Here is a 22731-nt window from a genome sequence, read left to right as displayed (position 1 = left end):
CGTCATAACCCGATAAATCTTTCTTTATAAGAAATAACCACGCTTGAATTTTCAGTTCCTCCGCTCATCTCGATTGAAATTTTATTTTCTCCCGGAACTAATGGCCACAGCGAACAGCCCCAATCTAAACTTGAATATGCTTCAATATATCCATTTTTAACGATAGTTCCAGCTTTAGTATCAATGGTCAAGGTTTCGCCGACGCTTAATGTTAAATCGCTAAATGAAATGGTTTTAGATGTTGTTAAATTATTTAAAGCTATGTTGTTTCCGGGCCCGGTGATAGTAAATACCGGATAAGCTTCTAAATCCCCGTTATTCGTCACGTTGTCACTTGAAAAGACTGTAGAAGAAGCCAGCCGCAAAGGGAGGATTGGAAAAAAGTTGACTACACTACCAGTAGTAAAAGTTTTTGTTATTGTTGACGTTGATTCCCAAACCCCTTCAAACCCTTTAAAAACTAACAGGATATCCTGAAACGAAGGGATATTATCATTGTAAAATGAGCTTTTGCTATCTTCTTTCACGATAAAATCAATAAAACGCCCTTTCATTTCACGCTGTACCCCATCGGGAGAGGTAACCCTCAAATAACCATCGCCTAACATTGGATTAAATGCCTGTCTCATCCGGCGCAATCTTCCCCACAAATCAGCCGCATTACTTCCGCGCACTCTAAACGGCAATTCAACCTCTACCGGTTCAATAGTCATAACTTGCAATTTGACACCGGGACGTCCCGGTGTCTTTTCTTCGATGGTGTCAAACTCTGTTATAAATGCTCCTGTTCGCCCGTATAAATATTTTATGTTCGGCGGGTCAGTTAATAGGGTTTCGTTCCCATGGGTATCAATAAATGAAATTCGTTCTATCATAAATACCACCCTGTAGCCCGTCTAAAGGTTTTTACTAATTTCCTTTCATCTAAAGTTGCTTCTTTGGGATAAACATTAACCGTTGTTCCCCCGCCGCCTAATCTTTGGGCAATGGCTGAACCTAAAGCATCAAAAGTGCTATTATTAAGCGGTAAAACCGCTTCGCTGTCTCGCCCTTCCCCAATCATTGCTAGCGTAGGAGAAGAAACGATGCCCCCAGAAGCAAGCCCCGGAATCTTCGGGATGTTCAGGGAGAAACTACCGCCGCCCAACCATGAAGGCATACGGAAACTGAATAAACTGTTTAGCTTGCTAATAATACTGTTGATGCTACTAATTACACGGTTAGCCGCATTTCTTACGGAGTTTGCTATACTATTCCAAGCATCGCGCGTTTTATCTTTCACTTTATCCCACGCGTTTTTAATTGCGTCCCAAACTTTTTTTCCTAGTTCCTTTGCGCCGCTAGTCAATTTATCAAGCCCTAAAGATTTAAAAACACTCCATACAATCTGAAGCGCTTCGCGTATGATTTGTTTCACTCCGTTCCACATTGCCGACCAATTACCGGTAAACAAACCTTTAAACGTATTTAGAATACCCATGATAATATTTACAGCACCGGTAAAAATGGCTTTAATTGCATTCCACGCGCTTTGGATAATAACTTTCGCTACATTCATTACGTTGTTTACTATGTTGCGGAACGTTTCAAATCGGTTATAAGCATAAATAACCGCCGCCGCAATTGCGACAATGGCCGCAATAATTAACGTTATCGGCGATAGTAACGCGCTAAACACCGTACCAAGCGCGCCGACACTCATTACAAGCGCTCCGATTGTAATGAGAATAGGCGGCAATATGATTGCTAAGCCGGATAAAATAAGCAGAAATGTTTGTGTGGTTGGGCTGAGCGATTGAAACCAGCTAACCGCCTGTTTTATCCAATTTACAAGCGTAGGCAAATGTCTTTCTGCAATATCCAGAAGTAAATCCCCTAGCGGTTGCAATTCTAACTGCGCCTGACGCCATATTCCCGATAGCTCCACCCATGGTGAACTGTTCGCGGCCGCTGTTACTTCATCCGCTCTTCCCTTGACCTGTTGAAGCCGCATAGCTAAATTTTGCCCTTCTAATGAAGCCGCGCTATACCCAGCGGCTACTAAATCCATTGCTTGTTCTGTTGTTACCCCGTATTCTTGGGTAATCTCCTTAACTTCTTCTAAAGTGCTTGTTACATCCTCTCCCATGACTTGCGATAATGCCAAAGCATCAGTAACGAGCCCCTCTATTTGAACCGTTGACAGGTTTCTAAACTGAGTATGCGCCCACCCTACAGCATTTGCCACCTCGTTTATATCTTCGCCTAGCCCGCTACTCCAAACGCTCTTTGCTACCTCTCCCCATTTTGTAACCTCGCTTGCCGAACTCCCGACATATCCTTGAATAATCGACATTCCAGCGCCAATGTCTCCAGCCGCTTTAAAAGCCGCTCCCCCAGCAATCATAAAAGGGAGACTTAGCCCTTCCGTAAGGTTTTCCCCTGTATCAATCATGGTTTCTCCTGCTTCGCGCCATCTCCGGGAAATTTCACGCAAGGTTTGCTGAACTCGGCGCATCCCCGAAACAAACGGTTTAATATTTGCGGAAACAATAGTAGAAACTTCTGAAATGGCCACTACCCGCCCCCCTTTCTAGCCTCCTAATCTCTCTTCCAAGCTTTTTAATATTTGTTTCCGTTCCTCGTTTGTATGTTTGCGATTTGGCTTGATTTTCTGTAAATAGCGCCGTTCTCCTTCTTTGGTGTAGTCTTCAGGTTTGACCTTCCGCTTTCGCCATACATTAGTAATTTCCGCAACAATAAACGCCGCCCGCTTATCTTCGAGTAATTGCCGGCGTTGTTCCGCGATAACGAAGGCGTCGACCATTTCTATAAATTCGATGTATAACAATGAATAAAATTCGTCCGGTTTCAAACCCAATTCACCATATGCAATTCTTTTCATTTCCTCCCATGTCGCCGCTTCGTCTTGTTCATTCTTTTTTTTAGTTCCATCCCTTGCGCAATGTCTTTTTTTGTCGCTCCTAAAGAAAGCGCAAAAGCTTTCATAGCATACCCGAAAGCTTTCAAAATTTGCCCGTCAACAATTTTATTTACATCGTCTATTTCTAATTTCGGGTTTTCATGCAACAGCCCAGCCCAAACTATCACCTTATAATCACTAATAGTCAGCTTTTCGGTTTGTTCCAGAATTTCCACTAGGCCTTTACCAGTCTTTTCACAAATCCTTTCTAATGCGTCCATGTCATATTTAAAATAGCGCGTTTTATCCAATTCAACTTTTACATAACCGCGTCTGTTACTCATTTTTAACCTCCTATAAATTACTTATAGGTTACTTATAGGAAACCTATAATTGTTTTTATAGTGATAATCCACCAAAAAAGACAGAATAAACAAAAATAAGTTACCTATAAGATTCTTATAGGTAACTTAAATTATGATGTCGTTGTTGTCGTTGCTGTTTTTACTAATGCTCCGGTTCCTTCAATGGTCAAAGAATACGTGCTATATTCATCCACCGGATGTTCAACAGGCAATTCACTAATAATGCCGTTCCCCTCGTAAATTGCCCCGTTTGGTCGCTCAAGTTTTACTTTGATTGCTTGGTTATTCTCCCATGCATCTTCCAGAAAATCATAAGCCACATCATCCGCCGGCAAAAACGCGCTCATCTCTAAACTCCAACTTTTAGCGCCTGCGTCTCTTGTCATCCAGCCGTTATCATCTTTAGCGTACCCTTCCATAATTTCAGTTTCCCGGTTCAATGTCGCGTCTTGCTGTCCTCCAATAAGGGTATATGTGTCTGCCGCTGTCTCAATGTACAATAAAGCTTTTACGCCTGGCTCCTTAACCGCCATTTGTTTATACCTCCTCTGTATTAAACATTAACGACAAAACGCCGTGCCGTGTTACGCCGTCTGGGTCTCTAAGTGTTTGTTCACTGACCAATCGCGTAAAGTGAAAATAAAAAGAACCGCTAGCCCCTAACGGTTCCCGCGTAATTGCTTGTAATATCAAGTCGTGAATTTCCATTACTTCTTTCATACCCGGATATTCTGACCATGTATGAAGAGTAACAATGAATTCTTGCCCCGGTTCCGTTTTTGTCGACCAGTCGACCGCCGACATTTCCCCAATGGTCACAAAGGGAACAGCGTGTCCGTTTGCGTCATCAAAAATACCGGTTACTTTTTCCGTTAAAGCGGTATCGTTAATAAGCCGCGAATAAATAGCCTTTTGTAATTCCCAGCCTGCCGACTTCATTTATTCTTTAACCGCCTTTTCTAATCGTTTTTTAAATTCTGGTATAACCTCCTGAACAGACGGGTAAAAATACGGTCGCGCGCTCATTTTACGCGTTCCAAACTCAACGAATACAGCATATTCCACATTCGTGCCAACCCATCGCGAGTATTCCCCGCGTGGTTCCGTATGAATAGAGTTTTTTAGACGGCCAGTATCAACCGGCGCTTTTGTTTTTGCTCTACGCTCAATATCTAATGCGGTTTTCTCTACTGCTTCGGATGTTTTTCTAGAAACAACCCCTGTATATTCTTCAAACTTCCTCATTGTTTTATTAACGCCGGATACTTTTATATTTACTCGCATATTTCAACCGCCTTTAAATAAATTCTTCGGCTAGCAGTTGCAACGTTTTGTTACTTTCCTGTTCGTTGATAACGGATGTTATGTTAAATATTCGATTGTTATAAACTGCTCGCATCTTAACGTTAACGCTTATATCCGGTCTATAACGAATAATTATTTTATGCGTTAAAGTTGCGCGCACTTGTTGCGCCGCGTATAACTCGCGCCCTTTTAACGGCTCTACACTAGCCCATACCGTGGCCACATCTTGCCAAGTGACCACCGAACCGCCACCGCCATCCGGCGTTTTAACCTCTTCTTGCAAGGTTACCCTGTGTTTTAGTCTCCCGGCGTTCATCGCTTACCGCTCCTGTTCTCGTATAAGTCAGCCACAATATCTATGCATTCGGCTACAAAAGATTCTGGCACAGGATTATAACCGGCTGTATACGAAACCTCTATATTCCCAAAACCTTCAGGGAATATCCCGGCATATTTCAACACGCCGTTATCTTTTGAAACCTGATAATCATTTATAGGTGTTCCGTTGATTTTTACGCTTGTAACATTTGTTACAGGATAATTTAGCAAAAATATTTCCGGCGTCCCTTCTCCATCGTGTGTTTCTGTATATTCTCGCTCTTTTATCCCTTTGAAATAACGTTCTTTTTCTAATATGTCAGTTGCGCGATTAATAAGGTTTTCTAATAAAGCGTCTTCTAAATCATGTTCAATCTTCAAATAATCCTTTACATCTTGAACAGTGATGAATGCATTAGGGGATATCATTTCTTAGCGCTCCCCTTTTTCGTTTTCTTTGTTGTTTTCGTTTCTTCGACAATAACCGCCGGGTATACTTTGCCATGAGCTTTTACCTTTTGATTGGCTAATCGCTTTAAAACGTCTTCACCAAAAACACTAACCGGTAATTCTTCGCCTTTTTTATATAGCTTTTCTTTCCTAATCGCGGTATTTGCGATATAACGCATTTTTTCACCTCCAAAAAGACAAATAGAATAGACCGCCCTGATAAAAAACAAGCGGTCTAATCCTAATCAGTCTACAAATGCGCTAACGTATGCAAACGGTTGGAACTCTCCGGCGGTTGTAGAACCTGCCAATTTACCATCAAGACGCGCAACCGCACGGAAAGCAGTTTGCCCATATTCGAAAAACCGTTCCGTAGAACGCTCAATAACAAGGTTAGACGCTTCACCGATAAAATAATATGACGGGTCGCCAAAATAGATGTCATGCCCTTCTTGTACTCCTTCTGTTACATCGTCCGTGTCGATTGCCGGGATATTCGGCGCTTCAAATACTGGACGCCCTAAAATGGTTAACGGCATACCATCACGATACGAATTTACCCAATCCGTACCAAGCGCAGAGAGAACCTTCTCTAAATGATGAGGATGAATAAACCATACCGCATTCATGCGTAAGTCTTCAGGCAACGAGAAATACAACCCTTGCACCGCTTCTTTAATTGTCGCGCCGCTCGCCGGCGTGTGTTGAATCATTTGCCCTGTGGAACTGCTTAAACCTGTCGGCTTGGCGTTACCATCGCCGGCAATAAACGCCGCATTTTCAGCCTTCGCCAAGTTGCGCCCGAACAATCGCGCTAAGTAATCGGCGATGTTCAGCGCTGAATCATTGAACATATTGTTAGAAACTTTAATAATACGTCCCCAGTCATGAGGGTCTAATACCACTTCATTCAATGTCGGGTCAGACTCAGTAAACGCTTGTTGTTCTGTCGTTCTCCAGCCGCCATCCCCGCTGTTATATTCCACGGGAACAGAAATTTTTCCAGAGTTAACCGGCACAACCTCAGCGCCTGCCCGCCGCATAATTGAACGTTTGTCACGTTCGGCGATAATTTGATTATACATTTCATCCGGCACAACATAAGAACCCGGCGCCACGTTTGTGTCTAATGACTTAAATTCACTTTGTCCAGTTGCCGCCCAATAGATAAAATCCTTAACCTCCGGGCTTAACTGTTCCCGGCCATAACGTGTATTAATATTTACTCGTTTGCTAGCGATTGGATAAAACATTTTTTGCTCTACCTGCTTTCTGAAAGGGTCATTTAAGAAATTGATTCCTTTTTCCTCCAAAAATTTATTAACGTTTTCTGCAACAAGTTGGTCAAAATCTTCTTTTACCCGCTTCCGCGCTTCGACAATTTGTTTTCCGATTTCTTCCGCTTGTTTTTGTGCTTGTTCTTGCAGTTCTTTTTCTTCTTTGTATTTCCGATATTCTTCTAATTCTTTTTTGTCCGCGATAACTTCACACGACGGACAACCGCAAGCCCGTAAATCCTTTACTTCTAGTGCCCATTTTTCATTTTTGGTTTTATCGCCATATTTACACTTCATAATTTTTTAACCTCCTATTTTTGCGATTCGTAAAGTTAATGAACATCATAAAAAGCCCATTTGATATAAGCTTTGTTGTAGTTGTTCCACCTGTTTTTTATAGCTTCTTAATTCATCGTTGGTTTTCTTCAATTCTTCATTTTCTGCCGCCAATTTTTCTATCCTATCTTCCAAAGCTTTTACGTTAGTAACACGCGCTTTATCATTTGCGGGAATGGGAACAAGAGAGACTTCTAATAGCTCCCCTTCCTTAATAACTCTTACAAAGCGTTCTTGACCATTGATTTCTTTAATGTCTTCCTCGGCTTTGTTAACAATAAATCCTACCGACATACGGGAAATAATGCCTTCCTTAACCATTGAATAATATTCAAGCGCCCGTTGTCTCAAGCGCTCAGACTCGGCATTAATAGCAAGTCGCATTTTAATGCGGAGACCGTTTTTATCTTCTTTCACTTCGCCGACGCCTACGCCTTCCCTTGGGTCGTGATAACCAAAGATAGGAACCTTTCGCGCGTTCTTAAATGTCCCCGGCTCGATAATATCCCCGTGCCGGTCGATATTGTTATAATACGCGGCATACCCTTCAATAACACCTTTTTCTTCCTCTGATGCCTTAAACTCCACCCCGCTAAATTCTTTAAAGACTTTTTCCTCTATGATTCACACCCCCTTTATAATTTAGGAATTAGCGCACAACGGCAATTAGGATGCAACGGAGGGAATTCTACCGGCGCAAAATCCACTGTATAACTTACCATTTGACCGGTTTCATCCTCCGCGGTTATCGTATCGCCGAGTTCTGCAAAGCTTTCATCAATATTAATTTCTTTCATATGAAATTTCTTGCAGAATGGACAGCGTCTTTCGTCCGCATGCGTATGCCAAACAAGCCTTTTGATTCCGGCTTTCTGATACGTCATTTTCGCCGCGGCATTACTCGAGCGGATAATTTCGGACCTGGCAATAGTCAAAGCGCGGTTATCGCTGAATTGCTTAAACTTTTCTTTGATTAAATCCCTAACCTCCGGAATGCTCAAGCCTTCATCATGCGCCCTTCTTAGAACGCCTGCTATTTCTTCTAATGTCACATTTTCATATTGTCGGATAAATTTAGGTAAATACTCGTCTAAATACTTTTCAATCTCAGAGTTAGTCGGCTTAAATTCTTCGTTTCCCATCAAGTTGCTTGTAATCGTTCCGCTCACTTCAACACCGGCCGTTATCAGCGCGCGAACAATCCTTTCTACCCGTTTCCCCCATCGAGGGATTAGCGCTTTGATTGCCGCTAACAATACGGCTAATTCTTCAGCGGATAAATCCTTTTTGTTCAACACATCCAAAACATCTTTTTCATGTTCCGAAAACACCTTTTGCAACTGCCCGGTATATACCGGTTCTAACTGCTCTTGTGCTCGCCTCATGTCTTCCAGATACCCGCTAATGTCCGCGCTTTTTAGGGTGAAACTTTTATTTTCCGTCTCGTCCTCTTCTACCGGCTCCGGCTGATTATCCAAAACTTCAACGGTTTGCAACCGGTCAATTTGCCATTTGTACAAATCCCCTAATTGGTCATCTTTATTTTTTTGCATTTCTTCGCGCGCTTCGTTTAAGGTGTATATTCCTGCTTGGAACAACGAAACCGCCCGTGTTGCGTTATCGTTCGCGTTTTCTTGTAACGCTTCGACACCCGACAAATCAAATTCACAAAATAAACCCTCAGTCACTAATAGTTGACTGGTGATTTTTGATTCTAAGCGCCGTAATTCAGGAATTAATGTTTCTTCCCATAAATGCCGGCGCGCTTCTTGGTAGTTGGAGTATTTGCCGCCAAGTTCAATACCTACATAGGCGGAAACTAACACAGGGTCAACACCAAACGCGCCACAAATTCGCGCCTCTGAAATTGAACGTAAAGTTTTTACATCCATCTTTTGAAAGTCCAGCGACAAAGGCATGAACTTCAAGCCGTTCCCTATGACAGGCGGAACAAATCGCATTTTCCCTTTGAACCAATTAAAAAAGCGTAAGCGTGTTCTTTTCGCTTCCGCCTCCGTAACGCGTTTATCTTCTTTTATCAGCAACCCATAAGGCACACCGTTATTTTTGAAAAATGTTTCCGTGAAGTCATTGGCTTCGTTATCAATCCCTAATTCTCGCGCTATTGGCTCCAAAGGGGAAGCGCCCCAGAAGTCATTTAAAGGATTGGGACGTTTGAAATGCAACACTTCCCATGGCTCAAATCTGACTTCCCTGCCTGCGACTTTGTAGACATAGCCAGCAATTAAATTTTTTGAGTCCGGAATGATTTCCACCCTATCCGGTCGCATAGGGTAAATTTCCACCACTTCAGCGGACGGGTGATTTGCGCGTCTGACCAATTCCCAGAAACAATTACCGGATGTATCAGAAAAAATATGTGTCAATTCCCACAGTTCATAAGCCGACAAAAAAGGGTTAGGCCGTTGCAATACTTTCAGCAACCAATGATTAGTAATTTCCCTTTTTTCGCCGTTTCTCATTCGCTTATATACGCGGAGAATTGCGCCGTTTGTAGCCGCTTTTGCTTTTAGCTTAATACAAGCGGAGGCAACCGCATTTAATTTGAACCCAGCATTAATCAACTGTTCGTTTGCTTCTCCTCTTTGTGCGTGCCGGTTCCACGTAATTAATGACGTTTGCCGGCTATCCTTAACAAACCAATCAAGCACGGTTAAACCCCCTTTCTATATAACTTCCCACATGAAAGAATCATCTGTTATATCCTCTTCGATTTCATCAGCATAAAAAGCCGTAGTTTCTGCATCTTTGAAAGCTAATATAACCGCGTCGGCTCTGTCAGGTGAACGCAACCCGCGTTTTTTCATCTCATCCTTAGATTCAAGTCTGATTTTCCCTTTGCTCGTAATCTTATATTTGCGCGTGGTTAATTGACCAATTAACGCCTCATCATCCAATAATGTTATTTTCCCGTCTTTCAGCAACTGGCGAAATTCCGCCCATGCTTCCGAACCCCAGTTATCGTATCTATCCGAATCATCCGCGCTGGCCCCGTTGTGACAATCGATAACCTCTATTCCCTCCGCCTTGTTTTCATCTATTAGTTCGCGTAACCGGTCAGTAACAGCGCCGCCTATCCCGTCGTCATCCACTTTGATATAACAATTTGTTTTATCATATTCCCTCATTAAATCCCGTGCCAACTGCCAAACGGCGCCGGTTGTTCTCATGGTATCCTGCCCGGCGTGTATTTCTATTTTGAGCATAACGGAACCAATGCGAGCGACAATGACTGTTTCATCGTTCCCGAACCGTGCGACATCAACACCAATATGCAAGACGTTTTCCTTCAAATGCTCCTGTCGCTCTTTCTCAGATGAAAATAATTCCCTCATTGTTGCTTGTTCCACAATATCAATAGGTATAAATACATCCGCTTCAACTTTGGGGAACTCACCCAAAACACGCACCCGGTATACATCCGAGTCTTTGCCGTATTCCTTCGCGATTCGTTGCGCGTATTTTGGGCTGACTTGTCGCGGTGATAAGTCCAAACAGGAAACCTTCATTACATAATACAATTCGCGGTTTTTATGAAATGCCTCGTAAAACTTCCCGGATGTACGCGTAGGGTTTCCGCATAAAAGAAGTTTTGCACCGCTTGTTGTTAATGCCCCTTCGATAGCTTCATAAATTTCATCACTTACCCCTGACGCTTCATCAATGATGAATAACAAATGCTTTTCATGAAACCCTTGCAAATTCTCTGGTTTATTGCTTGTTCTGGCTGTTGCAAACCAATTTTCAGGATGATAAACATTATTAATTCGCGTTTTTCTCCACTGGAACAGAGATTTCAAAAGCGGTGATTTATCCAGCCACTTTGAAACCTCCGACCATAAAACATCCATTAATTGTTGTTTGGTCGGCGCGGTAACAGGCACACGCGGGAAAGGCCGCGTAAATAAAAACCATAGAATAAGCCACGATTCAAGCGCCGTTTTTCCTACGCCGTGCCCTGCCCGGATTGCTAACCGGTCATATTTGCTAATAGCCGTTAACGCTTCTTTTTGCCATTCGTGCGGTTCTACTCTCAACACATGCCGCACAAACCAAACCGGGTTATCTTTCGATTTCTTTATAATCATTTTTACTCGCTGTTCTTCATTCATCGTCCGTCCACTCGCTAGCTACAATTTCCGCGATATCCGCCAATACATCATCTTTTGTATCTTCGCCTAATAATTCGGCTTTTTGCTTCAATTGTTGACGTACTTCCGCGGCGGTTGTTGCTAATAAATCCACCGCCGACTTAGGCAATTTCCCTTTCTTCTCTACTAATTCACCAATCCACGCACGAACAGCCAAGAACAAGTCATAATTTTCGCGTGCTATATTATCTAACATTTCTACTTCCGATAACTTCTTGTTTACCTGCCGGCTCATTTCCGCTTGGCTTTTCGCGTATTGACGCCTGGCTTCCGCCTTAACATCAAAATGTTCATTCATATGCCGGCTAATCGCAACATGGCCAATCTTTTCCCCATGCTCTTCTTTTAGCCTTTCGGAGGCCGCGCGTAGACTTAAACCTTCTTCTTTAATCCATCTTTCAACTTCCGCTCTATGCATCGAATTACAAAGTTTGCATTTCGCAGAATATCCGACAGGCATATTTGCAACCCTCCTTTTCCCGAAATAAAAACAGGCGTGATTTCGCGCCTGTTCTATACTGTTTCTTCCGCTTTTTATTTTTTCGCCAATTCTTTTTTTATTCCGCTGATTTCATCTTTTATCCCTTTATGTACACCATATATATGCCTAAGCTGTTTCGCTATCTCTTGAAACTGTTTAATTTCCTTATTTTCAATAATCCTGAGTTCTCCGTCAAACTGTTTTATGTCAAGTTCAAATTGTCCGGTGTATAACCGCCCGTTGACATCTTTATATTCAACGTCGATTTTATAAACAACATCTACCAATTCCCTACCGCCCCAATAAAACAAGACCTTATTCTTATAATGGGGCGATAGCGTTTTAATCCCCTTATTAAATAATGCGCTTTTGCTTAAAGGGTGTTCCTCATCAGGATAGATATCTATAATTGGGTTGCTTTTAAATTTGATATCAAACGCCGTCCCGTTACCTGAGTTTTCAACAATCAAATTAACAACATGATATGTTAAATCGCGTTCTAGGTATACGGTTATATTCGGGCTTGCTTGGTCTAATCTCGTCAATCGCATTTCTTTTACAGCCTTCCAGTTTGCAAGAACAGTGAGATAAGTTAATGTGATTGTAGCGAGCGTTAACAAAGCACTTATTGTCCCTTCGTTCTTATTAAGAAATTCCATTATATCTTTTATTGTCTCCATATTGCATTCCTCCCCGAAATTCATTTCTTCAGGGAGTTTTAAATTTCCTGTTGCAAACCGGAAAATAAAAATTCATACTAAAAAAAGGAACGCTGAGCGTTCCTTAACTTGCTTCAGCTTGTTTTATGCTAATTTTTCTTGTATACACTGCCTGCTTTTTAAATTCCTCTATCGGAACCAACCGCCCGAATGACCGATAAGAGGAATTAAAAGCAGGCGCTTTTTTATATGTGGCTATCCACCGCGGAAGGTTAAGTAATATATCAATTGGTCTAACAGCTATCAATTCGCCCGTCATCGGAATAAAATAAATAACTATATCCGCTTGGCATTTAATCGCCCAACCCTCCGCGCCGCTTTTGGAATTGCTTATTGTTTCAACAAATATATTACCGGTTTTCCCGGCCGCTGAATCGGCTTTATATTCAACTTTAATTATTTTCCCATCAAATCTATTCTTAAATATCCTGTCTATGCCCATTTTCCGTTGAGTTTTTATATTTACTTTTTCTATCTGATACCATTTAGAAAAATGGTTATCTAATTCACGTTCAAAAGCTTCTCCTTCTTTTAATTTCTCTTGGAAGCTATGGATTTTTTTCATTTCTCCTCACCCTCCGAGTAGGAAAAGGCGGCTTTTATTGCGGAACGCATAGACAGAGGGTTAAAAAAATAAGTCTCCGCCTTTTCCTCTCATATATTAGTTGCATCTGTTACCCGAGCTTGCGCCTAATCCGGTTGTATTGACTAAAAACCGGTTGACCTATCAGTTTTCCGACTTCACGAACAGACAGCCCCCAAACGGATGTAAGAATAAAAACCTTTATTTCCAACGGGGAAAGCTTCTTTAACGCTCGGTTTATAGCCGCTTTCTCAAACTCGCTTAGCCTGCTAGACTTCTTATAATCTTCTAACGCGTTTTGAACAAGCAATGGAACATCCGAAGGTGCGAAAGGCATATAATTCCTCCGTGTCGTCGGCTCTTTCAATTCGTCGGTGTGCTCTTTCAACCATTCAAAAGACTTCTTATATTCCTCCGCGATTTGTCTTTCTCCTTCCGCCAAAAGCCTATTTATTCGCTCAGCGATTCCGCAAGCGGTTCTAAATTCCCGTCCGGGAAGTATGACCGCCTTTTCCGTCTCATAATCAACAACCAAGCATGCTTTATCCTCTCCGCCAAAAACTTTAACGCCTATATCCGGCATTTAATCCCCTCCGTATAACCTCATGTAATCGCTCCAATATTCGCGGAAATCTTCTTCGTTCCCCGGCCACGGATTGGTCAAGTCGTCATTTTCAAAATGAATCCGGCTAAAATCATCAATCAATAATTCCCTACGCCTTTTGCTATATCGGCTTATATCTGTTTTTGCCGGCGGCTCATAACCTAGTTCCAACCACTCTACCGCATATGATAAATCCCGCTTCATCCCTCTTAGAATGCGGCGGTTATCTGCCGCCTGCTTAGTTTTTTGGTTTTTAACCTTTTTTAATAACACTTCAAGCTTAATTAAACTTTCTTTGCACTCCTTTAAATGTCTTAACTTCCAATCTCGAAAACTCATTTTTTGCTCCTCCTCACATCTTGCATATATAATATCAAAAAATTATGCGTAACGCAATTTATAGACGTAAAAAATAATGCGTTACGCATAATATATTATTTATTTATATGTGTCGAAATAGCCCAAAAGCCCGTATCCCGCAATATCCGCCCATGCGTTTTCTTCTCCTTGGTTTCCATTCGCGATTCTCGACAACTTATCCAAAATACGTACGATGCCTAACATATAATGATATTCGCTCGGCTTCACTCCCTCAGGATATAAAACCCTCAAGATATCCGCCGATTTGCCCCAACTGTCTCCATACTCTGCTTGTTTTCTATCCACTAGCTGACCAATCCGGCGTCCTAGCGCTTCATAATCACCCATACCTTCCGTTTTTTCTTGCTTCGCCTGTTCGCTTTTTTGTGGCGGTGTGATTAATGCCGCGTTTAGCAACTTTGTGATATCCTGCAAATGCTTTTTATTTTCCTCTGTTAGCCCATTAAGGAGATAAACATTTTCTTTTGTTTCCGTGTCATATACCCGCCCGTAATCTTCGCCATAATATAAAATAAAGCGTTCATTCATCTTCAATCACTCCTAGTAACTTTTTATATTCATTCATAGCGTTTATTCCATCCCACCGACTAAACCGCCTCACTATTTCACCGGTTTCCCGGTCTATAATTAAAATTTGTCTATTCTTCAAATCGTCCAAGATTAAGAACGGTTCATTGTTCCTGTCGGTTCTTAATGCATAAAAATACTCTGTCATCATCAATGGTGAATTGCTGAACCTCACAATCTAACAACTCCAACGGAACCGCCGAAAAAAGACTATCAAAGGTAACTTTTAACGCTCGCGGCGTTAACTGTTCCGGCAACATCACACGTACTTGTTTATTAGGATTGGCTGAACGTTCCGCCTGTTTCTCTTGTTTCTGTTCCGGTTTGCTTCTTTTGACCATTTCCGCCCATGCTCTGTTAACGCTCATCTTTTCCCTCCCGCATAGCTAAAAAAGTATCCAAAGGCAACACAACAAGCCAATCTTTCCTATCCGCCTTAATCGCTAAACCGTCTACAGCCTCTTCTGATAACCACTTATAAAGTGTTTTAAATCCATCTTTTCTGGCTTTCACCTCCCAGCGCATCCCCAACCCCTCTACATCACCGGTATATTCTTGGCCTGAATGTTTGGCGGAACCGGAAAGCGGAACCCTCCGGCCGCCTATCAGTTTTGCAAATTCGCGCTCTGTCCTGTTTCCCTTCATTTTCTGGCTTCTGCCCATCGCAACCCCTCCTCTTATTTAAAAAGTTCAAGTTGGATAAATTTAACCTTAGTTTTCGCCTTTACGCGAACTTCTTCACCAAGCAAACGCGCAATATATCCGCAACATTCTACATAAGCCCTCGGGCTACAAACGCTTACTAATTTGTGGCATTTCCCGCATTCATAATGAAACATTTTCAACCCCTCCGTGAAATTATCTTTTTGTTATATTGCGATACGCAAAGATGAAGTCCTAAAAAAATCCCTTATAAGCTAATATTTTGTGTTCAATGGCATTATAAAGCTTCAGATACTCTTTCCTTTTCTTTTCCGGCAAAAAAGGGTTAGATATCATTTCCGCGCCTTTTCGCAACCGCTCGAGCAAATGAAAATATTCCTTTTCACTCATTTTACATCCTCCCTCCTATGGCTTTTGTTGTCTCTTCTTTTTCCTATTTGGTCGATTTCTTCGTATGACTGACACCAACCGGCGAATTTACAAATAAACTCCGCCAACCCGATATTACGCCCTTTCGCTATCCTGCTTCTAACCCATTTGCAACCCTCCGGCGCGGGTTCTCCTTTTTCGTCTTCTTTGTTTTCATAAAGGAATTCAACCACATCTGCCGCCTGTTCAATTCCGCCGGATTCCTTTAAATGTCCTAATTCTGGCGTTACTGTTTCTTCCGTCTTCCGACTCAATTGGGACAACATAACAAAGGTTAAATTTTCCGCTCTGGCAATCTCTTTTGCTTGTTGCGCTACTCTTCCGACCGCTTGCGCCCGTGATTCCCCCAACTCTTGCTTGATATTCATAATTTGGAGGTAATCAACAAATACAGCCGCTATTTTCCCTTTCCGCGCTTTAAATCGTTTGATTGCCGCTTTTATTTGATTAATGCTTTTCCCCGCCACGTCATCCACATAAATATCAAGTTGGCAAAGTTTTTTATATCTTTCTCTTAACTTCTCCCTCATTTCCGGCGTCAATTTGTCTTTGTCCTTGGTTAGAAAGTTATAAGGTACTGACGTTTCGTTTGATAACACCCTTAACATTAATTCTGTATAGCTCATTTCTTGGGAGAAAATAAGAACCGCTCCTTGACGCTGTTTAGCCACTCCAAAAGCCATTTGTAACATTTTCGCCGTTTTCCCGACACTAGGACGACCAGCGAGGATATATAGCCAGCCGGGATGTAAGCCCCCACTGAACCTATCAAATAATTTAAACCCGGTTTTAATGCCGCTTTTCTTCTCGTCCAAGGATTGAAATAATTCCTCTTCAACATCCGACAGATGCCGAAGCCCCTTTGAATCATCTGGCCGCGCACTCTCTATCGCCTTTTCCATTTCTTCTATTAAAGCTTCTGCGTCTTCCGGTTTAGCTTTTTCTAATTTCAATTGTATTTCTTGCGCTTTGTACTGAAGTCGTCGTAATGTCGCCGCGTTTTTTACTTTCTCAGCGTAATATTTCACATTAGCCGCGCTAATAATGCTTCTTTGCAAGTCATACAAACGCATAAACCCGCCGACTTCATCTAACCGCCCGGCGTCCTGTAGCATTTGCACAACCGCCGGTAATTCCATCGGTTCATCATGTTCATATAAATACTTCAATCCTTGCCACAGGATAGAAAAGCCCGGTTCTTCGAAGTCATCCGCTTCTAAATCAATGACATCACCAATTACAGCCGGTTCAAACAAAACAGAACCTATAACCATTTCTTCAGGTTTTAAATTCATAATGCATACCTCCTATGGATTCACAGATTTAATGCCGCTTCTTGTAACTTTTTATTTAAAAAGTCGTCGCTATACTCAAAGCCAAATAATTCTTTTTCCTCTTTCGCCGGTTTTTCCGGCTCATCATCGCCTATATAGTCAAGATACGGTCTATCCTGTCCTAGGAAAGTTGAAGGGTGTTTTATAAACTGTTCGGGCGTCGCTCTTTCCTCACACTCCGCCGCGTAATTTTCCGCGGCTTTTATCATGTTTTCGCTTGTTTCCCCTTCTTCAATCAAGGCCTTAAAATTGCTATAAGCTTTACTCTTGCTTACTTTCTTTGTTCTGGGATACACTGACCAAAACTTTTCGAATTCAGCCGGATAAATTCGCCGTCGATTCCTCTTTTTTGGTTGCTCCTCTTCGACTTTATCTTTTTTCTCGTCTGTCTCGCCGGTTTGTTCTCGTTCGCTCTTCGGCTCTTTCGTTTCAGATGGTTTATCTGTTTGCTGGCTCGTTTGGTACACTTCCCAATTTACAACGGTTATTATCCGCCCCTTTTTTGATGATTCATTTGTGATGAACCCCCATTTTTCAAGTTTTTTAAGCGCTGTTCTAACGTTTTGTATAGTCACATCTTTTGCGCATTTTTCCCTGATTGTCTCAAGCGAACAAAAACACTGTCCCGGTTTCGTCTTAATTATCCCCTCTTCTGTTTCCGCTTCCCCTTCATCGTAGGAAGCCATCAATAAAATCGTAATAGCAACATCCCGTTGCGCGCTGTTTAGGTTTCTCCACATATCAGACTTTAGAATCTTCCGGTGTAACTTAATCCATCCTGACACTCTGCAACCCTCCGGCTGTTAAAATATGCGTTACGCAATGTCATTTATTATAATAATTTGCGGAACGCATAGTTGTCAATCGTTTTTTTAGCGAATCGCAATTGAACAAAGTATGAAAAAAGGCCGATTTTGCATCAGCCTTTAACACGCAAACCTTATGCCCAACAACTTCTTCTCTACTTTCTCCCCTTCGCCAGTAACAAAGGAGAAAATATTTTGCATCGCGTCGTTCATTATTCCGTCAATCACTTGCAAAGTTTTAAACCCGTCTTTAAAATCCTCCTCGCTCATAACACCTGTTACCTCTACTGTTGTTTCTCGGTCTACGCTGACAGTTACCGTGATTTCTACGCCTTTCCGCATGCTGTTCCCCTCCGATGTCTTAGAATGGCAAGTCTTTTTCATCTAATAAAACCCCATCGTCAGCGAACGGGTCGTCTATAGGCATTTGTTCACTTTGTTTATTCGATTCTTCTTTTTTCTTAGTATCTAAAAACGCCACATTATCAGCCCGGACATCAACGGTATAAACCGTTTGACCATCTTTTTCATACCTGCCGGTTACAATGGAACCATCAACCGCAACCATCGAACCTTTAGAAAGATACCGCGCGCAAGTTTCGGCTAATCCGCGCCAAGTGACTATATTTATAAAATCGGCTTCCCTTTCGCCGTTTTTATTTGTATAACGTCTGCTGACAGCCAATGCGAACCGGCAAAACGCGTCCCCTGCTTGCGTATAACGCAATTCAGGGTCACGCGTAAGGCGACCAACCAGCACCACGCGATTTATCATTTTTCATCATCCTTTTTTTCTTCTTTCTTCCCGTCATCCTTTATATCCACTTCCCAACCATTGGGTAAAATCACTTTCATTTTCTAACCCTCCAATATGTTATAATCGGAGGTAGGCGGTGGCCGCCGCCTACCATTACATTGCTTCTTTGAGTCGTTTTATTACGTTGCGTCGCCAGTCAATTTCGCGGCGCAATTTTTCTTTTCTATCGCCTTGCGCCCAAAGAATATTTCTTTCTACTTCTCTTAAAATCGCCTCGTGCGCTTTTATTTCTTCTTCTATGGGCAACGGCATTTCTTGCCAAAAATGTAACCCTAAATTCACGCGGCATCGCTCCCGTTTTTCGTTTCATCCTCTTTACCGGTTCCTTCTTGCTTCGCTTCCTGACTCCCTAACCGTTCATTCTTTTTAGCTTCCTTTCTTTCGCGCTTGCTTAGTTCCATTTCAAGCATTTTTAAAAACTCTTTCGCTTCATCGTCTGTAAGTTCATCTAACCGCTTACTATAAAGTTTGAAAATCTGGCTCGCTAATTGTTTCTCCGTTAGGTTTAATTCCTTCCATGCTTTCTGTATTTTTTTCATTAGTCGTTGGTTAGTTGCAGGTTTCGGCGTTTTCTGTATTGCTTGCTTTTTCGCATTTTGGCGCGCCTTCGCGTTTGCAACCTCTTCCCACGATGCAATCGACTTTTTTATTTCGTAGCCCATAAACGCCAGCGCGCGTCCAACAGCCGACGTCTCGCAATTTTCCAAGGCATTCCCGTTGTTAATGTAGCTCGAGCCTTCCTGTTCGTAGGCATGGCCAACAGCGATATAAACCCCTCTTTCAAATTCTTCTGGATTGCGGTAAATTACCGCCTTCATAACGATTGTTCCGTCATCCGTCCATTTGATAATTTCCGTGTGTATGATACCGTCCGGGTATTCCTCCCGGAACTTCATTAACCGCTCGTTCACAGATACATAATCCTTCAACGCTTCCTCGCGCGTTTTTCTCATATCGCATAACCCCTTTTCAATTTATTTTTCATCTGACGTATGCGTCATAAGCTCTTCTTTCCTGTTGGCTGCTAAGATATGCGGCGGCAAAGTATGCCTTACGCGGCTTAACAGGCCGTTCAACAAATCCCCTAAAGTCAACACTGAATTTTTCACGGCAATTAGTGCAATAGTAATAATCCTTAGTGATTGATTCACCCGGAACATAAGAAACCGGATGAACTTTGCAGTCTGGACAGTATTTTTGTTTTAATCCCATAGTTCAACGCCCCTTTCAATGAATTCTTCCAGCGCTTTAATAGGTATCAACTTTCTACCACCTAGTTTCAAATGTGGTAATTTACCCTCGCGGATAAGTTCATAACAAGTAGTTTGGGAAATATTCAATGCCTTCGCCGCTTGCTTAACTGTATAAACCAACGGTTTAACCTCTTCTTTCCGCATACTTTCGTTATTAATTTCTTGCGCTATGTCAAGTAATCGTTTAAAAAAATTTGTTGACATTTCCTCGTTTTTGAAATCGTTATGTTCCATGGTGCTCCTCCTTTATGCGTTCCGTCTGACAATACAAATAATAACATCACGATACGCAAGATGTCAAGCGAAAAATTATTTTTTTCATAAATAAATTATGCGCATTGCAAAGTCTTTGCATATATTATCATATATTACAAGAAGGCGTTTTGTTAGTTTGACTTTACTGTTAAAATGAGTTAATTATTATATTATGTGCGGAATGTAAATTATTTTTATCTTTTATTCACGGGGAGGAAATAATGTAAGATGGATAAAGAATCAAGGAAAGAATTTGGTGCGCGCTTGCGTAGATTGAGGAAAGCGAAGAAAAAAACAATAAAAGAACTTTCGGCGAAAATTGGAGTCGCTGAAAGTACATTAAGTTGCTATGAAAATGGTTCGAGAATCCCGGACATTGAAATATTGGCGAAATTAGCGGATGAACTTGATGTGCCTACTGATTACCTTATTAACGAAAACCAAGAGGAAATAAAAAACCTCCGAAAGCTTCTAGATAGTAAAGAATTGACATACGACGGGGTTAAACTAGATGAAATTGAATTAGTACAAATCAAAAACTTTCTGGAGTTTTTAATTAGGGAAAAGATTAAATGAGAAACCGGGTCACCTAAATGTATTAGGTGACTTATTTTTTTAACCCTCTCAATTCCTCATCCCATTCCACAGGGATATTTACTTTCGTTTTCAAATCGTTAATGAACACGCAAACATCCGCTCTCAGCGTAACACCCGTTTTAAGAGAAACATAAACTAAGTAATCCTTGATGATTTCTTGGGTATCTAGGAGATTTGGATTGTTCGTCATTTTCATCAACCATATCCCTTCCCTGAGTTTATTGTCTCTCGTGGCAAAACCTCATATACTTACCATTAATTAGATAATAAATGTTTTTATGTTCACCTTCAATATAATCTTTCGAAAATCGAACGTATTTTCGGTCACAATTTTGACACGTTCATTTTTCTGTAACATTTATAAGCAACCAAACATGCGCTATGCAACATAATAATATATTCTTATATTTCTTATATATATTCTTTATAGATGTTAATTTTATTGTTAGTCTGTTTGTTAGTTTGATTGTTAGCATGACGCTAAACACGTTGTAATCACTAGCTTAACCCTTTGTTGATATGTTTGTTAGTCTGTTTGTTAGTTTCTTTGTTAAATCCTTGTTAGTGGTAAAACTTTATGTCGTGAAACCCCTTGCGTTTATTAAGGTTTCCGGTTGGTGACCCTTTTGTTAGTAGTTTGTTAGTTCTTTGTTATTCTTTAGTCAGGCAAAGAAGGGTTAGGCGGCGCTTTGAATAATATAAGAAAACTATCCCTTTCTCTCCTGTTAATGGTAATGAAACATCTATATATATTCTTCTTTTTATTCTTTATATATTCTTTATTGATGTTAGGTTTCATGTTACCTTCTTTGTTAGCCGCTTTGTTATAATGTTATTGAATCCCTTGAATTTACTGGCTTCAAGGTTTGTTAATGTGTTTGTTGGTTTGTTTGTTAATTTCTTTGTTAAATCCTTGTTGGTTTTTGTGTTGCTTACCGCGAAAATACCGGTGAAATAAGGGTTTTCGGTGTGTGGGTGCTTTGTTAGTCGTTTTGTTGAAAAGGAGAAATGCGGAATGAAGGGAAGCATTAGAAAGCGAGGAAAGACATGGTATTATACCGTTGATTTACCGAGGATAAACGGCAAGCGAAAACAGAAGACGAAAGGCGGATTTAAAACCAAGAAAGAAGCGGAGAAAGCCCTGGCGCTCGTCCTGGCCGATATTGAGCGCGGAGAATATATAATAGAGGATAAGAAAGTTACGTTGAACGAATTAATAAGGGATTGGCTAAATTTCCAAAAATGGAGAGTAAAGCCGACTACTCATTACATTTACGTCCGCCTTTTTAAAACTCATATACAGAATGGAATCGGGCGATGTAAAATAAGTGAAATAAAACCCATTAATATCACTCGGTATTATCAAGACTTGGTAAACTTCCTATCGCCGAGCACGATTAAATTAATTCATCGTGTTATAAACGGTTCCTTTGCATGGGCTGTAAAAATGGAAATGCTTAATAGGAACCCGGCGCAAGGTTTAGAATTACCCCAAAAAAAGCGTTCCGGTTTAACCATTTGGACAAAAGAGGAAGTAAACCGGTTTTTGTCGGTGGCGAAAAAGGAAAGCGTTTATTACCCCATTTATTATTTGGCTATTACAACAGGAATGAGACGCGGGGAAATTCTAGGTTTAAAATGGCAGGATATAGATTTTGAGCAAGGAGTAATAAATATTCAAAGAAGCTGGACAACAACCGGAAAAGAAGCTATATTAACCGATACTAAGACTAATTTTTCCGCCAGAAGCATTAATATTTCAAAAAATGTAATCGAAATCCTTAAAGCTCACAGAAAAAAACAGGAAGAACATTTGAAGTTGCTAGGGATTAAAACTGATTTTGTTTTTGTAAACCGGAACGGAAATTTAATAAGACATAATAACTTATGGCGTTCATTTAAGACGATGCAAGAAAAAGCGGGCGTTCCGCTAATTCGATTTCATGATTTGCGGCACATCCACGCTTCTATTTTGTTACAAAAAGGCGTCCATCCTAAAATTGTTAGCGAACGCTTAGGCCATTCTTCAATAAAAATTACCCTTGACATATATTCCCATCTCGTCCCCGGCATGCAGAAACAAGCCGCGGACGCTATAGATGATTTTTTGGCTTGAT

General features: G+C 41.3%; 33 protein-coding genes. 2 read left to right on the top strand and 31 right to left on the bottom strand.

All coding sequences use genetic code 11. The annotated features are described in order from the left end of the window. Positions 1–2: 2 nt before the first annotated feature. The 30 genes from NYE37_RS03925 to NYE37_RS03780 all read right to left on the bottom strand — a co-directional run bounded on the left by NYE37_RS03925 (position 3) and on the right by NYE37_RS03780 (position 19996). On the bottom strand, positions 3–875 hold the full coding sequence (locus NYE37_RS03925) for a phage distal tail protein (protein WP_340711808.1): 873 nt from the start codon (positions 873–875) through the stop codon (positions 3–5). Then, entirely contained in the window at positions 872–2557 is a 1686-nt protein-coding gene (locus NYE37_RS03920) for a hypothetical protein (protein WP_340711807.1), read from the bottom strand. The genes NYE37_RS03925 and NYE37_RS03920 overlap by 4 nt, the downstream gene beginning before the upstream one ends. Before the next feature lie 15 nt (positions 2558–2572). Next, on the bottom strand, positions 2573–2884 hold the full coding sequence (locus tag NYE37_RS03915; RefSeq protein WP_340711806.1) for a hypothetical protein: 312 nt from the start codon (positions 2882–2884) through the stop codon (positions 2573–2575). Then, entirely contained in the window at positions 2881–3246 is a 366-nt protein-coding gene (locus NYE37_RS03910) for a hypothetical protein (RefSeq protein WP_340711805.1), read from the bottom strand. The genes NYE37_RS03915 and NYE37_RS03910 overlap by 4 nt, the downstream gene beginning before the upstream one ends. 131 nt (positions 3247–3377) lie before the next feature. Further along, entirely contained in the window at positions 3378–3800 is a 423-nt protein-coding gene (locus NYE37_RS03905) for a phage tail tube protein (protein WP_340711804.1), read from the bottom strand. 4 nt (positions 3801–3804) lie between these two features. Beyond that, entirely contained in the window at positions 3805–4206 is a 402-nt protein-coding gene (locus tag NYE37_RS03900) for a DUF3168 domain-containing protein (protein WP_340711803.1), read from the bottom strand. Continuing rightward, on the bottom strand, positions 4207–4551 hold the full coding sequence (locus tag NYE37_RS03895) for an HK97-gp10 family putative phage morphogenesis protein (protein WP_340711802.1): 345 nt from the start codon (positions 4549–4551) through the stop codon (positions 4207–4209). A 13-nt stretch (positions 4552–4564) separates the two neighbouring features. Then, on the bottom strand, positions 4565–4888 hold the full coding sequence (locus NYE37_RS03890; protein WP_340711801.1) for a phage head closure protein: 324 nt from the start codon (positions 4886–4888) through the stop codon (positions 4565–4567). After that, a complete protein-coding gene (locus NYE37_RS03885) occupies positions 4885–5319 on the bottom strand; it encodes a head-tail connector protein (RefSeq protein WP_340711800.1) in 435 nt (144 codons plus the stop codon). The genes NYE37_RS03890 and NYE37_RS03885 overlap by 4 nt, the downstream gene beginning before the upstream one ends. Continuing rightward, the gene (locus NYE37_RS03880) at positions 5316–5519 is read right to left on the bottom strand and encodes a hypothetical protein (protein ID WP_340711799.1); all 204 of its coding nucleotides are present in this window, start codon (positions 5517–5519) and stop codon (positions 5316–5318) included. The genes NYE37_RS03885 and NYE37_RS03880 overlap by 4 nt, the downstream gene beginning before the upstream one ends. Positions 5520–5585: 66 nt before the next feature. Beyond that, complete coding sequence (locus NYE37_RS03875) at positions 5586–6914, bottom strand: phage major capsid protein (protein ID WP_340711798.1); 1329 nt, start codon at positions 6912–6914, stop codon at positions 5586–5588. A 45-nt stretch (positions 6915–6959) separates the two neighbouring features. Then, positions 6960–7541: an HK97 family phage prohead protease gene (locus NYE37_RS03870; RefSeq protein WP_340711797.1), complete on the bottom strand. Its 582-nt coding sequence runs from the start codon at positions 7539–7541 to the stop codon at positions 6960–6962. 47 nt (positions 7542–7588) lie between these two features. Then, positions 7589–9625 (bottom strand): phage portal protein, encoded by a 2037-nt coding sequence (locus tag NYE37_RS03865; RefSeq protein ID WP_340711796.1) that lies wholly within the window; start codon positions 9623–9625, stop codon positions 7589–7591. 15 nt (positions 9626–9640) lie between these two features. Next, positions 9641–11086, bottom strand: a complete 1446-nt coding sequence (locus NYE37_RS03860) for a DEAD/DEAH box helicase family protein (protein ID WP_340711795.1) — start codon at positions 11084–11086, stop codon at positions 9641–9643. Beyond that, a complete protein-coding gene (locus NYE37_RS03855) occupies positions 11079–11585 on the bottom strand; it encodes a hypothetical protein (RefSeq protein WP_340711794.1) in 507 nt (168 codons plus the stop codon). Before NYE37_RS03855 ends, NYE37_RS03860 begins: the two co-directional genes overlap by 8 nt. 74 nt (positions 11586–11659) lie before the next feature. Then, positions 11660–12286 carry a hypothetical protein gene (locus tag NYE37_RS03850; RefSeq protein WP_340711793.1) on the bottom strand — a complete coding sequence of 209 codons (627 nt, stop codon included), beginning with the start codon at positions 12284–12286 and terminating at the stop codon, positions 11660–11662. A 103-nt stretch (positions 12287–12389) separates the two neighbouring features. Continuing rightward, positions 12390–12890, bottom strand: a complete 501-nt coding sequence (locus NYE37_RS03845; protein WP_340711792.1) for a hypothetical protein — start codon at positions 12888–12890, stop codon at positions 12390–12392. A 109-nt stretch (positions 12891–12999) separates the two neighbouring features. Continuing rightward, positions 13000–13491, bottom strand: a complete 492-nt coding sequence (locus tag NYE37_RS03840; RefSeq protein ID WP_340711791.1) for a hypothetical protein — start codon at positions 13489–13491, stop codon at positions 13000–13002. Beyond that, entirely contained in the window at positions 13492–13851 is a 360-nt protein-coding gene (locus NYE37_RS03835) for a hypothetical protein (RefSeq protein ID WP_340711790.1), read from the bottom strand. A gap of 99 nt (positions 13852–13950) precedes the next feature. Next, on the bottom strand, positions 13951–14421 hold the full coding sequence (locus tag NYE37_RS03830) for a hypothetical protein (RefSeq protein ID WP_340711789.1): 471 nt from the start codon (positions 14419–14421) through the stop codon (positions 13951–13953). 143 nt (positions 14422–14564) lie between these two features. Further along, positions 14565–14828 carry a hypothetical protein gene (locus NYE37_RS03825; RefSeq protein WP_340711788.1) on the bottom strand — a complete coding sequence of 88 codons (264 nt, stop codon included), beginning with the start codon at positions 14826–14828 and terminating at the stop codon, positions 14565–14567. Then, the gene (locus NYE37_RS03820; RefSeq protein ID WP_340711787.1) at positions 14818–15123 is read right to left on the bottom strand and encodes a hypothetical protein; all 306 of its coding nucleotides are present in this window, start codon (positions 15121–15123) and stop codon (positions 14818–14820) included. Before NYE37_RS03820 ends, NYE37_RS03825 begins: the two co-directional genes overlap by 11 nt. A gap of 234 nt (positions 15124–15357) precedes the next feature. Beyond that, the gene (locus NYE37_RS03815) at positions 15358–15513 is read right to left on the bottom strand and encodes a hypothetical protein (RefSeq protein ID WP_340711786.1); all 156 of its coding nucleotides are present in this window, start codon (positions 15511–15513) and stop codon (positions 15358–15360) included. Beyond that, the gene (locus NYE37_RS03810; RefSeq protein ID WP_340711785.1) at positions 15510–16847 is read right to left on the bottom strand and encodes a replicative DNA helicase; all 1338 of its coding nucleotides are present in this window, start codon (positions 16845–16847) and stop codon (positions 15510–15512) included. The genes NYE37_RS03815 and NYE37_RS03810 overlap by 4 nt, the downstream gene beginning before the upstream one ends. A 20-nt stretch (positions 16848–16867) precedes the next feature. After that, a complete protein-coding gene (locus NYE37_RS03805; protein WP_340711784.1) occupies positions 16868–17671 on the bottom strand; it encodes a hypothetical protein in 804 nt (267 codons plus the stop codon). Positions 17672–17812: 141 nt separating this feature from the next. Further along, positions 17813–18034: a hypothetical protein gene (locus NYE37_RS03800; RefSeq protein WP_340711783.1), complete on the bottom strand. Its 222-nt coding sequence runs from the start codon at positions 18032–18034 to the stop codon at positions 17813–17815. A 19-nt stretch (positions 18035–18053) separates the two neighbouring features. After that, complete coding sequence (locus tag NYE37_RS03795) at positions 18054–18467, bottom strand: single-stranded DNA-binding protein (RefSeq protein ID WP_340711782.1); 414 nt, start codon at positions 18465–18467, stop codon at positions 18054–18056. Positions 18468–18602: 135 nt separating this feature from the next. Then, entirely contained in the window at positions 18603–18791 is a 189-nt protein-coding gene (locus NYE37_RS03790; RefSeq protein WP_340711781.1) for a hypothetical protein, read from the bottom strand. Next, on the bottom strand, positions 18788–19462 hold the full coding sequence (locus NYE37_RS03785; RefSeq protein ID WP_340711780.1) for a hypothetical protein: 675 nt from the start codon (positions 19460–19462) through the stop codon (positions 18788–18790). Before NYE37_RS03785 ends, NYE37_RS03790 begins: the two co-directional genes overlap by 4 nt. Before the next feature lie 249 nt (positions 19463–19711). Further along, entirely contained in the window at positions 19712–19996 is a 285-nt protein-coding gene (locus NYE37_RS03780; RefSeq protein WP_340711779.1) for a helix-turn-helix domain-containing protein, read from the bottom strand. Positions 19997–20245: 249 nt separating this feature from the next. On the opposite strand from NYE37_RS03780, the gene NYE37_RS03775 reads away from it, so the two are divergent. After that, positions 20246–20593, top strand: coding sequence for a helix-turn-helix domain-containing protein (locus NYE37_RS03775; RefSeq protein ID WP_340711778.1), 348 nt, complete (start codon positions 20246–20248; stop codon positions 20591–20593). 31 nt (positions 20594–20624) lie between these two features. On the opposite strand, the gene NYE37_RS03770 is transcribed toward NYE37_RS03775, so the two are convergent. Then, the gene (locus tag NYE37_RS03770) at positions 20625–20813 is read right to left on the bottom strand and encodes a hypothetical protein (protein ID WP_340711777.1); all 189 of its coding nucleotides are present in this window, start codon (positions 20811–20813) and stop codon (positions 20625–20627) included. Positions 20814–21629: 816 nt separating this feature from the next. On the opposite strand from NYE37_RS03770, the gene NYE37_RS03765 reads away from it, so the two are divergent. Then, positions 21630–22730, top strand: a complete 1101-nt coding sequence (locus NYE37_RS03765; protein WP_340711776.1) for a tyrosine-type recombinase/integrase — start codon at positions 21630–21632, stop codon at positions 22728–22730. Position 22731 lies beyond the last annotated feature (1 nt).

The organism is Thermoactinomyces sp. FSL K6-2592 (assembly GCF_038006465.1).
Taxonomy (GTDB): domain Bacteria; phylum Bacillota; class Bacilli; order Thermoactinomycetales; family Thermoactinomycetaceae; genus Thermoactinomyces; species Thermoactinomyces vulgaris.
This window is presented reverse-complemented; position numbering and strand designations above follow the sequence as displayed.